The sequence below is a fragment of the Planktothrix agardhii genome, from assembly GCF_904830935.1.
GTDB lineage: Bacteria > Cyanobacteriota > Cyanobacteriia > Cyanobacteriales > Microcoleaceae > Planktothrix > Planktothrix agardhii.
In genome coordinates, this window is record NZ_LR882952.1 from 3,946,822 (window position 1) to 3,959,715 (window position 12,894).

The following is a 12,894-nucleotide window of genomic DNA, read 5'->3' on the forward strand; positions in this document are numbered from 1 at the left end:
TTTTATGAATAATTGCTTAAACACTTCCCCATCCTGGCGGGGGTAAAGCTACCTGTTCATCAACTTTAGAATGGGAAACGGTTTGCATACTTGTAGATAACCAAATAAACATTTCTCTAAAGTCTAAACCCCGCAATTTTAACGGAGTTCTCTGGACAATTTGAGCTAATTTATCCAGATTTGCCCCTTCAACTCCAACGGCAAAAAATGCTACCTGTTTTTTAAATTCTTCCTCTTGAATGCGTCGAGTTGCTTCTTCTGTAACGCGATCATTTTCTCCTTGAGGTTCACCATCGGTAATCATAAATACCCAAGGACGATAATAGGTAATACCATTATTACGATATTCTAACTTTCTCGCCGCTACTAAATCTAAAGATTGGTTAATAGCAGTTCCCATAAAAGTTTGACCTTGGGCGGTTAATAAAGGTGGTTCAAACTGATCAGCAGTAACGAAATCCTGTAAAATTTTAACTTGATTATCAAAGGAAATAATTGCCACTTCCACCCGTTTTTTAGCGAGTTCGTCCCGAATTAAATCGTTTCTAAACGCCATTAGTCCATCGTTTAAGGCGTCAATGGGAGCTCCTTGCATTGATGCGGAAGTATCCAATAACAACACGCAGGGACACCGAGGTTCAGGATTTTCTGCAAATTCAACCGCTTCGTCTAATCTCATAATTATGATCTGTTCTGCTTACAATCAATAGAATATGCACCATTATATCCTAATAATTGTCTCAAAAATTGATAAAATATAACTGTTCCTTGAGACTGAAGCCAAAATTAGAAGTAATTTGATTATTGCCAATCTTCCCAAGACTGATTAAAAATAGACATTCCTGGGAATAAAATTGGATTATTATTGCTTTCTAATAACCGTTGTAACTCCTCTAATATTGGTTCCCGATAGGGTAAATCATCGACTAATTGATAGGGAAAGATCTCGGTTTTTAAGCTAAATGCTGCGGTAGTTCCCGCCGCCGCCCCCACCGACCATTCAAAGGAATGAACCCGATAAGCCGCCGCCGCAATATGACTGGTGGCGATACTTTTTCCAGCTACTAATAGATTATCAATTTTTTGCGGAATCATCGCCCTTAAAGGAATTTGAAAGGGGTAAGCTTGTCCCTGTCCGCGACGTTCTCCTTCGCGTTCTGTATTCCCTGGAGTTTCCGGGGGACTTAGGGTTAAACAGGGGTGAAAATCAATCGCATAATGACCAATTCCTACGGTATCAGGATAAATTGTAGACCGAGAACGGGCTTTAATTTCTGCAATGGTTTTTTGTCCTGAAAAAGCGGGTAAACTGTTTAACCCTCCTAACTCTAACCATAGCAGTCTATAGGTTTCTGGAGTTAAATTTTCAGGATACCAATTTTGACGAAAGTTATTTCGAGAAATATCAATTTCTGATACCCTAAATCCGTCTTTTTGACCATAAGAAGGACGACCAATTATTCTTCTCCCTTCTCGGATATAGGGATATTTTGATAACCCATGAACGGTTCCCATCGGAGAATTTAAACCCGATAAATAGCGATAATTCGGATATTTTTGTTTAACCCCTTCACCTAGCTGGGAGTCTGTAGTTCCTGCTACTAACCAATAGAAAAAACCTTGAGCATTTTCTTCCCCTTTTCGCAAGGTTTCTGTCCTTAACCCGCCTTTCCAACCTCCAGGTTCTAGTTGACCTGTTTCGAATAATTGGGCGGGGCTTAAAATTAAATTATCCGCCGATGTTCCGGGTCGATAATCATTTCCCCATGTCCAATTTTGCATAGCAATATCCCCGGGATAAATCGGCCATTCCCTGGGATTTGCTGAACGTTTTTCTTTGGGATTCATACTATGAATTCGCCGATAGGTATAAACTAAATTAAAATTGGCTAATCGGGATAATTCATAACTATAATAGGGAGCATATTGTTCATAGAATGGGGGTTTTTCATGGATTTGGGGATTTTTAGTCGCCTCCATTGCAAAAGTATAGGTAAATCCTTGAGTACAATAGGGATCTTTTGTAATACTAGATGCGGTGGGTTCTTGAGGAGAACGAGAATCAATTCCTAGTTGATGGGGAATATTAGTTAAGCCAATAATTTCTCCGGTTTCTGTTGCTTCAATAATATACCAATCTGCTCCTTGATTAGCTTTTTGTCTAGGAATAAATCTAATAATTGTTTTATCCAATTGTGGTGAATTTTCATACTCATAAGCATCATCAATAATCGCAGATAAAGGTTTTGTATTTAAGGGCGGTTGTCCGGGGGCAGAAATATGTTGAATTGCGATCGCTTCGGTAATTTGATTATCAACAATTGTCATATCTTTAATCACAGTATTGGGAAACCACTGTAACTTTCCTTTACCTTTTTTTTCGGCTTTTTTAAACATTTTTAATAAAATTTCATGCCCAGCTTCTGGCATAAAACAGGCTTCACTAACCCAACAAGCTCCGGGGTTAAGCATCCCATATTTTTTTTCAATTTCTGCTCGTAATTCTAAATAACCTTTAGGATAAAATAAAAGGGATCTTTGTGTCGGTCTTTCATCTAATGCGGAGGTTCCCTGGGCAGAAATTTGTCCCCCAACCCAGTCGGTAATTTCGGTTAAACAAACGGTTTTTCCTGCTAGTAAACTTTCATAAGCAGCCGCACTTCCCGCAAGTCCGCCCCCAACCACTAATAGATCACATTCTACTTTTTGATCAATCCTAGGAGGTGTTGTTAGGGCTAGGGATAAACTGGGACTTAAAGAGATGATACTAACGATTAAACCCATCAGGAATTTGGACATCATTTTATTGCTATTTGCTCCGAATTTTATAGACATTTAATAACTTAAAAAGTTCCCAGTTATAATAGATATGTCATAATAGAATTAACCCGGGTTATAAACACATAAATTTTGATAGATATATCAGTTGCCGCATCTATTAGGACATTCTTGAAAGCTAAAAGCTGCTCACAGTAAGTATTTACAAGAGTGCCCATTGCCTATTCCCTATTGCCTTTTGCTATAAACTTCATTTATTGAATAGAGGGAATAAAATCCCCATTTTTAACCAAATTATAATTAGTATATAGAATATAAGATCACCCTTTAAACCAGGCTCAGACCCCCTATTTAATTTTCGGTATCAAATACTTTGTTCCTCACTTTGATTTATGATTGAACTTCTAGCGGTGCTATCGGCTTCGGCGGCGGCGGGATTAAGGATTGCTTTACCTTTACTGGTTATTGGTGTATTGCGAAATGATTTATGGTCGAGTGTACCTTTTCTGTCTCAATTTTCTCCACAGGTCGTTGTTGGGGTTCTCGTTAGTTGGTCATTATTTGAAATTTTTGCATCAAAAAAAATACTAGGACAACGGATTTTACAAATAATACAATTACTATTTAGCCCCTTTGTGGGTGCTATTTTGGGTTTAGCGATCGCAAAAGTAACTAACGTTCAACCGAGCTTATATTGGATTATTGCCATTGTTGCGGGTTTACTGGCTCTGGTTTTACAATTAGTACAAACAGGATTATTTTATCGTCTACGGGGTTTGCCCCTATGGGTGATTTTAGCACAGGATATTCTTTGTGTTTTCTTAGTAATTTTTGCCTTCGATGCCCCTAAACAGGGGGGATTAATTGCATTATTATTACTATGGCTTTCCATTCGGATTTCTGGGGAATGGTATCGCTGGTACAGGAAACAAAGTCACCCTGGAGAACGCAACCCCCGACGTTATAAACGGGAACCGGATTAATTAATGAAGTGTCAAAGTTGATCCTCATTCTCCACCAAATTCTTGATATTCTTCTAATGGGATTTTATCGAAATCTGGGTATTCATAATTGTCAATTATCTCCTCTAAGGAGTGGATCACAAACGGTAAATTAGCCCCAATTAATCCCCGTTTAATTGATTCGGATGTGTCGGGAAATAAAACAAATAAAGGATAAAGATCCTCTGCCTTTTGAGACTCAACGTATTTATAATGATGCGGCATAATCCATTCATAATCTTGATCTAATAAGACTTGAGTTAATCGCCAGCGCCTTAATAAATCCGATAATTCTTCTTGGGGACGATGAATAAAAATAAAAATTTCTGGCCCGATTTTGACTTTCCATTCTGGATCACACATTAGAATCACAATATCACAGGGTAAACCCACCGCATCGCCTGGTTTAATACTAATTCCCTGTTGTCCTGAATAGGAAACTCCCTGACGCAAACGCACAATGGGTAAGGGAATCGTAATCACACTATCATCAGAACGGCGAATACTCGGAACCATTTCAAAATAAGGACGATGTTGCTTGAGTAAAGTAATCGCGGATTCACAATTACTATATTCTGCCAGCAACGCTTCATAATGAGATTTTTGAATAGACATAACCTGAATAAAAAATTAATTTGAAATTACGAACACCGGAACAGCCCCCCCAAACCCCCCGTGCACGGGGGGCTAGGGGGGAGGGAACACCGGAACAGGGAATATTAAGGCTGTTGCCTGTTGCCTATTGCCTATTCCGGTGTTCCCTTCTTAATGTGTTTAACCCATTTTTTCAAAGACTGAAAACATGGGCAAATACATAGATAACAAAATTGAACCGACAATTCCAGCCACCATCACAATCATCAAAGGTTCTAACATACTGGTAAGTCCTTTTACTGCTTCTTCCACTTCCGTTTCATAGAACGCCCCGACTTTCATTAACATTTTATCAAGTTCCCCGGATTCTTCCCCAATGGCAATCATTTGAATTGCCAACCCGGGAAATACATTTCCTTCCTGTAAGGCTAAACTAATTAAACCTCCTTGTTGAATAGAATCTCTGGCATTGGCAATACATAAAGCGATCGCCGCATTTCCCGCCACTTCTTCCACAATTTGCAAAGAGTTCATAATTGGAACCCCAGATCGGGTTAAACTGCCAAAAATTGTACAAAACCGCGCCACAGCAGAAATTTGAATCAGGTTGCCAAAAATTGGTAACTTTAAAAATAGCTTATCAAAAAACATTCTGCCAGCAGGAGTTTTATAAACGGCTTTATAAATCATTAATAAACCCACCAAAGTCCCGATCACAATAGCTTGCGGAATCGGTGGCCAAGTTCGACAAAAGGAACTAATATTGAGCATAATCTGCGTAAATACTGGCAGTGTTGCCCCAATATCCTGAAACACTTTCGCAAAGGTGGGGAGTAAAAAAGTTGTCATCCCAAAAAAGATCGCAATGGCAATAAAGCCAACGGTTTTGGGATAGGACATAGCCGAAGCAATTTCGGCGTTAGTTTTGTGGTTTTTTTCCATCATTACTGCTAGTCTTTCTAAGACTTCATCTAACACCCCCCCAGTTTCTCCCGCCGAGACCATACTAATAAAAAGCTGATCAAAAATATCGGGGAATTTTCTCATGGCTAAGGAAAGTTCTACCCCTTCTTCCACATCAGCCCGAATAAAAGTTAAGGCATTTTTTAACTTCGCATTACTACATTGATCACATAATACACTTAAACATTTTGCCATCGAAATTCCGGCGTTAAACATTGAGGCAAACTGACGAGCAAAAATTGCCAAATCTTTAACGGTAATACTTGCGAGGGCAATACTAATACTTTCTTCGATTCGTTTAAAGTCGAAACCTCTGTTTCTGACTTGACTCCGAACTGCACTGCTTGACATATATTTTTACCTACTCAGTATTAATTTTTTACTGATGACTGGTACAGACGTGCCAATAGCCCACGGCATCACTGCGCTCACCGCACGTCTCTACACTGATAACTGATAACTGATGACCGATGACTGATTAAGCTCTGGCTTTTTGTCCCTTAGTCGCCGAGGGAGCCGGGCCAATTAAACGTTCCAACTCATCGGGTTTAGACGATTTACTCATCGCCGCTTCCCAAGTGACTTGACCCTCGGTATAGAGTCTCGCCAAAGCCATTTCCATCGTTTGCATTCCCAACTTTCCTCCCATTTGAATTTGGGAGTAAATTTGAGCGGTTTTTCCCTCCCGAATTAAGTTAGCCATAGCCGGAGTATTCATCATAATTTCGATGCAAGCCCGACGACCGCCCCCAATGGCGGGAACCAAGTTTTGACTACAAACCCCCACCAGTGAACCCGATAATTGAGATCGGACTTGAGGTTGTTGAATGGGTGGGAATACATCTAACATCCGGTCTACCGTCGCCGCGGCTGAGTTCGTGTGCAGAGTTCCAAAGACTAAGTGACCTGTTTCAGCGGCAGAAATCGCTAGACCAATAGTTTCTAAATCTCGCATTTCCCCAACCAGAATAATATCGGGGTCTTCCCGTAATGCCGCTTTTAGGGCATTCGCAAAACTCTTAGTGTCTTCTCCTTTTTGTCGTTGGTGGAATAAACTTTTAATGTTAGGAAACACATATTCAATTGGATCTTCCACCGTGAGGACGTGCTCCGAGCGAGTCCGATTAATTAAGTCTAACAAAGCCGCCATGGTTGTGGTTTTACCCGAACCCGTTTGACCAGTTACCAACACCATACCCCGAGGGCGTTCGGTCATATCCCGAATCACTTGGGGAACCCCTAATTTATCCGCATTGGGAATCTTAGAGGCTAAGGCCCGTAAACAAGCAGCCCAGCAACCCCGCTCCCGATAGACATTCACCCGGAATCGTGCTAGTCCCCGTACCCCATAAGCACAGTCTAATTCCCACTCCTGCTCTAACTGCTTACGCTGCATATTATTCAGCATTTGATAAATCAGAGCTTGCACTTCTTCGGGGGATAGAGTTTCCCCAAATTGAGGCTGAGGGGTCAGTTTTCCACTAATTCGGAAAAAGATAGGTGCGCCTGCTTGAATATGAATATCAGACCCCCCCTGCTCGACTAAAGACTCTAAAGCGTCTTCAATCATTAATCCCATTATTGTTCTCCTCTAAATTAAGTTGTAACGATTTGCTCGGTTCTGGTATTAACCTGCTGTTAACCCAAAACCTGTGAAAATTAAGAATTTCTCCTAGTATTCCCAATAGTTGTGTTTTACTAAGCACCGAAACCGTTCTAAACCCCACAGGAAACCTTTGGGAAATAGCAATTTTCCCCCATGTTTAGCTAGTAAAGCGTGGAGTCATGCAATAGGGACAATCTAACCATTCCGGTTTCAATTCCGCTTCACAACTCTTACAGGTTAAGCCCTGTTTTCGTTTGGCTTTGAGTTCCGCTTCTAAACCAGAATCGGTAAACGTCACCCGCTCCACTTCTTCAAAGGTGGTATAGCCTTCGCGGACTAGCTGCAAACTGTAGGCTAAGATGGTTTTCATCCCTTCTTCTACAGCAGCTTCTTTAATTTGTTCCGTGGGGGCACCTTTGGTAATTAGGGTTTGCAGTCTTTCAGTCACCTTCAAGAATTCGTACACCCCTACCCGACCTTTGTAACCCAGTCCATTACATTTTTTGCACAACTGACCCGAATCCGCCAGATGTTTCCGTTGTTCAATAGGAATGGTATTGGCTTTATAGAAGGTAATATCAACTTCTTGGGAAGCGGAAAGTCCATAACGACCGAGTTCTTCAACCGTGGGGGTATAGGGAATCCGACACTCGCCACAAACCCGACGCATCAGACGTTGGGCGAGAATCCCTAATAAGGCGGCTGACACCATGAAGGGTTCCACCCCCATTTCATCCAAACGGGCGATCGCCCCAGCCGCGTCGTTTGTGTGTAAAGTAGTTAATACTAAGTGTCCGGTTAAGGCGGCTTCAATAGAAGTCTTGGCCGTTTCTAAATCTCGCGTTTCCCCCACCAATAAAACATCGGGATCTTGTCGTAAAAACGCCCGTAAAATATTAGCAAAAGTTAAATTTTTCTCTCGAATTACCTGACACTGGGTAATTCCGGGTAAGGCATATTCAATCGGATCTTCGGCCGTACTAATATTAATCGCTGGATCGTTGCGTTCGGCTAAAACCGAATACAAGGAGGTGGATTTTCCTGAACCCGTTGGCCCGGTGACTAAAATCAACCCAAAGGGTCGAGAAGCGATTTCCCGAACTAAGGCTAAGGTTTCTTGATCAGTAATTAATTTATCTAACCCTAATTGAGTTGAGGAACTATCCAAAATCCGCAAAACAATTTTTTCCCCGTAGCGACTGGGGAGACTATTCACCCGAAAATCGATCGTCCGTCCTCGAAACTTCCGACGAATCCGACCATCCTGGGCTTGACGGCGTTCGGCGATATCCATTTCCGCTAGAATCTTAAACCGGGAGGTAATGGCGGGAATCACCTTTTTCGGAAACTTATAATATTCTTCTAAAACCCCATCTCGACGCATCCGAATCCGCATCTCATGTTCTTGGGGTTCGACGTGAATATCAGACACCCCTTCCGAGAGAGCTTTGGCTAAAATCACGTTCACCGCTTTGATCACCGGGGCGGTTTCCGATTGTTCGATTTCATCGGCCAAATCCATGCCACCGCCTTCATCCCCCATATCTTCGAGGTCTGTGGTGTCAAAATCCCCGGCGGTAAAATCTAATTTTTCTTTGTCACGAATGGCAGCTTCGACGGCTTTGCGTTTAACATCTTCATCACTGTAGGCGGAAATGATTTGATCGTAATCTTCATGGGTAATTACCCGCCGTTGTAACTTCAGGGCTTGGGGTCGTAGAATTTGGTTTCTTAACTCCTCCAACGCCGTCAGGTTATCGGGGTCAACCATCGCAATTAAGACCGAAGATGGATCACTTTCGACCTTGCGTAGGGGAATAAAGCGATGGCGTTTACAGGTTTCTAAACTTGTCTCCAGAAATTTCAGCATGGCTTCGAGTTCTTCCGTCGTCATCGGTTCAATTTCAGGATCATAGGCTTCGACCCCATGAATAATTCTCAGTTCAAATAACTGTTGTTTTTTGTACTGACGGGCTAACTCCGGGGGCAGGGGCTGACCCGTGATCGATTCTAAAATTTCCGTTAGGGGCTGACCGGGGCGGGCTGTTTTTATAGCCTGCTGCAACTGCTCAGGATTAATATAACCAGATTGAATTAATTTGTTGCCAAAGGGAGTATTACTTTGAACAACCAAGGCGCGTCTTTGGGATGTATTAGTCATAGCCTAGACTTAAGTTATATATCTGTGAACGAACCTGACAGCCAAGGTCGTACAGTTAGACCGCAGGCTTCTTTTTCCCTTTTTGCAAGGGCTTTTTTGAGTGACGGAGTTCCCCCGCCACTTTTATAATTCAGACCAATCTTTTTGATAAGATTGGCTGAGTTATAGTCTCGATCTAAAGACTCACCACACTCACAAGAATGCCACCGCGGCGTTGTGAAATTTGAAAAGGAAGTTTCCACCCGATTCACTACATCCTGCAAAACTTGGGAATCCAAGTTCTTGTATTCAGGAAATAGCTTTTTAGTGTTTTTTAGATCAGCTAACTGTAGGGTTTGCCACTGCACATAACCGCCTTCAATGTTTGAGAAAACATTTCCTTCTTTTTGTAGTATAGACTGTTTCAACACTTAGAAAATACATTGCCCTAAGTATAATTGACGGATTCTATCTCCTGACGTTGATTAATTTATCGATGATCTGTGTTGATGATAGCTTTTCCCCAGCTACGAGGTTGTATTTTTTAGAGAAAGTCAATGGAAGCACTTCTGATTCAAGGCAAATTCCCACAAAATCCTACTGTTGCGGTGTTGCGGTGTTGTGGTGTTCCCTCAGAGATGGAATGAATGGCTCCAATTCAGTTAAAATTTTTGAAGTAACGTTTACGCCATGATGATCAAGAGTGAGGTTGCTCCTAATATCTTGAAGGTTTAGGAAATCTCGCGCTTATTTTTGTGATTAATAAGGACAAATTACGATTATGGTATCTAATTCAACCGCGAATAATCCTGATGAACTAACGGGTCAATCCTATTCAACCTCTGAATCGGAAGCGAAAAGTTTTGGTGATCTCGAACATGATGCCACAACCGCGACAGAATCAAGCTCCGAAACTTCTGTGGCAACGGACACAACTGCTACCCCCGAAACCACCTTTGGTCAGGAAATAGAATCAAGCGGGGAGGGCTTTCCTGCTGAAGTTATGGCCTTAGTAGAAGTTAATGCTTCCTTGAAAGCTCAACTAGAAGATATCACGGGGCAATATCGCCGTCTAGCTGCGGATTTTGAGAACTTCCGCAAACGGACTCAAAAGGAAAAAGAGGATTTAGAAATTTCCATTAAAGGGTCAACCCTGAAGCCGTTACTTCAGGTGGTGGATAACTTTGATCGGGCTAGATCTCAAATTAAACCCCAAACCGATGCGGAAATGAATATCCACAAAAGTTACCAGGGGGTTTATAAATTAATGGTAGATTCCCTCAAACAACTTGGGGTAGCGGTAATGCGTCCAGAGGGAGAGCCTTTTGACCCGAATTTACATGAAGCGGTGATGCGAGAACCTACGGATGCCTACCCAGAAGGAACGGTAATTGAGGATTTAATGCACGGTTATCAATTGGGAGAAAAGGTATTACGTCATGCCATGGTGAAGGTTGCAACCGCTCCTGAAACCGATTCTACAGCAGAATCAACGGCCGACGCAGAAAACCCTTAATCAGTTATCAGTAATCAGTTATCAGTTAATAGTTAACAGTTAATACCTAGTTATTGATCGACAATAGTTGTTAACTGATCACTGTTTACCGATAATAACTGATAACTGGTTACTGAACATAATTGTTGACTGATCATAACTGATGACTGACAACTATTAACTGATAACTGATAACTGATCACTGATCACTGATAACTGAATAAGAGGAGTTATGGGAAAAGTCATTGGCATAGACTTAGGGACAACAAATAGTTGTGTGGCGGTCTTAGAAGGGGGTCAACCCATTGTAATTTCCAACTCTGAGGGAGGACGAACGACTCCTAGTATTGTGGGATTTGGGAAGTATGGCGATCGCATCATCGGTCAATTAGGCAAGCGACAAGTCGTTACCAATGCGGAAAATACTGTTTACAGCATTAAGCGGTTTATTGGGCGTCGCTGGGAAGATACCGAAGAAGAGCGTTCCCGGGTTCCCTATAACTGTGTTAAGGGCAAGGATGATACCGTGAATGTGAAAATTCGCGACCAAATTTATACCCCGCAAGAAATCTCGGCGATGGTCTTACAAAAGCTCAAGGAAGATGCTGAAGCCTATTTAGGGGAACCCGTCACCCAAGCAGTAATTACGGTTCCCGCCTATTTTACCGATGCTCAAAGACAGGCTACCAAAGACGGCGGAACCATTGCCGGGTTAGACGTGCTGCGGATTATTAATGAACCCACGGCCGCCGCCCTCTCCTATGGGTTAGATAAACAAGACCAAGAGCAGAAAATTTTGGTTTTTGACCTCGGAGGTGGTACTTTTGATGTCTCCATTTTGCAACTCGGAGACGGGATTTTTGAAGTCAAATCAACGGCCGGAAATAATCACTTGGGTGGGGATGATTTTGATAACCGTCTTGTGCAATGGATGATCCAAAAATTCAAAACCCAGGAAGGAATTAGCCTATCATCGGAAAAAATGGCGGTGCAACGGTTACGGGAAGCCGCTGAAAAAGCCAAAATTGAGTTATCAAATAGGAACACCACTTCAATTAATTTACCGTTTATTGTCTCCGATGATTCTGGGCCCAAACATTTGGAACTAGAACTCGGTCGAGGTGAATTTGAAGGGTTAGTGAAACATCTCGTAGACAGCACCATCGAACCCGTTGCCCAAGCCCTCAAAGATGCCAGTTTACAACCAGATCAAATTAATCGGATTATTTTAGTCGGGGGGTCTACCCGAATTCCGGCGGTGCAACAAGCCATTAGTGATTATTTTGGCGGTCGCACCCCAGATCGTTCAGTCAACCCCGATGAAGCCGTTGCCTTAGGTGCCGCCATCCAAGCCGGGGTCTTAGCCGGGGAAGTGAAAGATTTATTGTTATTAGATATTACTCCCTTATCTTTAGGTTTAGAAACCCTAGGGGGAGTCTCAACTAAAATTATTGAACGCAATACTACTATTCCGACCAGCCGTTCTCAAATGTTTTCTACGGCCGTTGATGGTCAGTCCTCCGTAGAAATTCATGTTCTTCAAGGAGAACGGGCCATGGCAAAGGATAATAAAAGTTTAGGCAAGTTCCTCCTCAGTGGTATTCCGGCTGCTAAACGGGGTATTCCTCAAATTGAAGTAGCCTTTGATCTCGATGCCAATGGTATTCTCAAAGTTTCGGCTCAGGATAAAGGAACCGGACAGGAACAAAGTATTGAAATTAGTAATACCGGAGGACTAACTGAAGCAGAAATTGAACGGATGCGTCAAGAAGCAGAAGTTTATGCCGATGAAGATGAAAAACGGCGTTTAGTTGCCGATCTGAAAAATCAATCCGAAACCCTATTCTATAATTGTAAAGAAACCTTGAAAGGAAATGCTAACCAGATTAGCGATGAACTCAAAGAACGAGTCCGTCAAGAAGCTGCGGCCTTAAAAAAAGCGGTGGCAAATGCCGAGATCTCCTACGAGGAGATGAAACAACAGGTGGAATCGTTCCAAGAAATGTTGTATGCTTTGGGTTCGGCCATTTATGAACAAGCTGGCCAGAATTCTTCCCCGTCCCCGTCCCCGTCCCCGTCCCCGTCTTCGTCTTTCGCTTCTGAGGATTCAAAATTGGATGCCACTCAAGAAGATGCAGAAGAAACTGAAAATGCAGAAGATATAGAAGGCATGGAAGATACAGATGATACCAGTAGCGGGTTATCCCTCGTGAACAACAGTATCATCGACACCCCGTTTGGAATAGATCCTGTTTCTGTTCCAGAGCCAACAACCGATCCGGGCAATCCTTTTACGTCTCAATTCACTGAATAATTT

At 42.3% G+C, this 12,894-nt stretch carries 10 protein-coding genes; 3 read left to right on the forward strand and 7 right to left on the reverse strand.

Translation table 11 applies throughout. The features are described 5' to 3' along the window. Positions 1–16: 16 nt before the first annotated feature. Together NMG88_RS18285 and NMG88_RS18290 are read right to left on the reverse strand one after the other, a co-directional pair. Positions 17–679 (reverse strand): vWA domain-containing protein, encoded by a 663-nt coding sequence (locus tag NMG88_RS18285; RefSeq protein ID WP_042153560.1) that lies wholly within the window; start codon positions 677–679, stop codon positions 17–19. Positions 680–801: 122 nt separating this feature from the next. Further along, positions 802–2,835, reverse strand: coding sequence for an FAD-dependent oxidoreductase (locus tag NMG88_RS18290; protein WP_227365841.1), 2,034 nt, complete (start codon positions 2,833–2,835; stop codon positions 802–804). A gap of 335 nt (positions 2,836–3,170) precedes the next feature. On the opposite strand from NMG88_RS18290, the gene NMG88_RS18295 reads away from it, so the two are divergent. Then, complete coding sequence (locus NMG88_RS18295) at positions 3,171–3,761, forward strand: DUF4126 domain-containing protein (RefSeq protein ID WP_042153557.1); 591 nt, start codon at positions 3,171–3,173, stop codon at positions 3,759–3,761. Between the two features lie 24 nt (positions 3,762–3,785). Here NMG88_RS18295 and NMG88_RS18300 read toward each other — a convergent pair whose 3' ends face one another. The 5 genes from NMG88_RS18300 to NMG88_RS18320 form a co-directional block, all read right to left on the reverse strand. Beyond that, entirely contained in the window at positions 3,786–4,394 is a 609-nt protein-coding gene (locus NMG88_RS18300; RefSeq protein ID WP_042153554.1) for a hypothetical protein, read from the reverse strand. A 159-nt stretch (positions 4,395–4,553) separates the two neighbouring features. Next, on the reverse strand, positions 4,554–5,687 hold the full coding sequence (locus NMG88_RS18305; RefSeq protein ID WP_227350428.1) for a type II secretion system F family protein: 1,134 nt from the start codon (positions 5,685–5,687) through the stop codon (positions 4,554–4,556). Positions 5,688–5,814: 127 nt separating this feature from the next. After that, a complete protein-coding gene (locus NMG88_RS18310; RefSeq protein WP_042153550.1) occupies positions 5,815–6,915 on the reverse strand; it encodes a type IV pilus twitching motility protein PilT in 1,101 nt (366 codons plus the stop codon). A gap of 184 nt (positions 6,916–7,099) precedes the next feature. Then, a complete protein-coding gene (locus tag NMG88_RS18315; protein ID WP_042153548.1) occupies positions 7,100–9,103 on the reverse strand; it encodes a GspE/PulE family protein in 2,004 nt (667 codons plus the stop codon). Between the two features lie 14 nt (positions 9,104–9,117). After that, positions 9,118–9,510: a hypothetical protein gene (locus NMG88_RS18320; RefSeq protein WP_193372725.1), complete on the reverse strand. Its 393-nt coding sequence runs from the start codon at positions 9,508–9,510 to the stop codon at positions 9,118–9,120. Positions 9,511–9,863: 353 nt separating this feature from the next. Here NMG88_RS18320 and grpE point away from each other — a divergent pair, with 353 nt between their 5' ends. Both grpE and dnaK read left to right on the forward strand, forming a co-directional pair. Next, positions 9,864–10,598, forward strand: coding sequence for a nucleotide exchange factor GrpE (grpE, locus tag NMG88_RS18325; protein WP_042153542.1), 735 nt, complete (start codon positions 9,864–9,866; stop codon positions 10,596–10,598). 211 nt (positions 10,599–10,809) lie between these two features. Next, positions 10,810–12,891 carry a molecular chaperone DnaK gene (gene dnaK, locus NMG88_RS18330; protein ID WP_227350427.1) on the forward strand — a complete coding sequence of 694 codons (2,082 nt, stop codon included), beginning with the start codon at positions 10,810–10,812 and terminating at the stop codon, positions 12,889–12,891. The last annotated feature ends 3 nt before the right edge of the window (positions 12,892–12,894 follow it).

Coding starts and splice junctions, on each gene's coding strand:
- NMG88_RS18300 (WP_042153554.1), bottom strand. CDS start 4,394: ATGTCTATTCAAAAATCTCATTATGAAGCGTTGCTGGCAGAATATAGT.
- NMG88_RS18315 (WP_042153548.1), bottom strand. CDS start 9,103: ATGACTAATACATCCCAAAGACGCGCCTTGGTTGTTCAAAGTAATACT.
- NMG88_RS18290 (WP_227365841.1), bottom strand. CDS start 2,835: ATGTCTATAAAATTCGGAGCAAATAGCAATAAAATGATGTCCAAATTC.
- grpE (WP_042153542.1), top strand. CDS start 9,864: ATGGTATCTAATTCAACCGCGAATAATCCTGATGAACTAACGGGTCAA.
- NMG88_RS18295 (WP_042153557.1), top strand. CDS start 3,171: ATGATTGAACTTCTAGCGGTGCTATCGGCTTCGGCGGCGGCGGGATTA.
- NMG88_RS18310 (WP_042153550.1), bottom strand. CDS start 6,915: ATGGGATTAATGATTGAAGACGCTTTAGAGTCTTTAGTCGAGCAGGGG.
- NMG88_RS18285 (WP_042153560.1), bottom strand. CDS start 679: ATGAGATTAGACGAAGCGGTTGAATTTGCAGAAAATCCTGAACCTCGG.
- dnaK (WP_227350427.1), top strand. CDS start 10,810: ATGGGAAAAGTCATTGGCATAGACTTAGGGACAACAAATAGTTGTGTG.
- NMG88_RS18305 (WP_227350428.1), bottom strand. CDS start 5,687: ATGTCAAGCAGTGCAGTTCGGAGTCAAGTCAGAAACAGAGGTTTCGAC.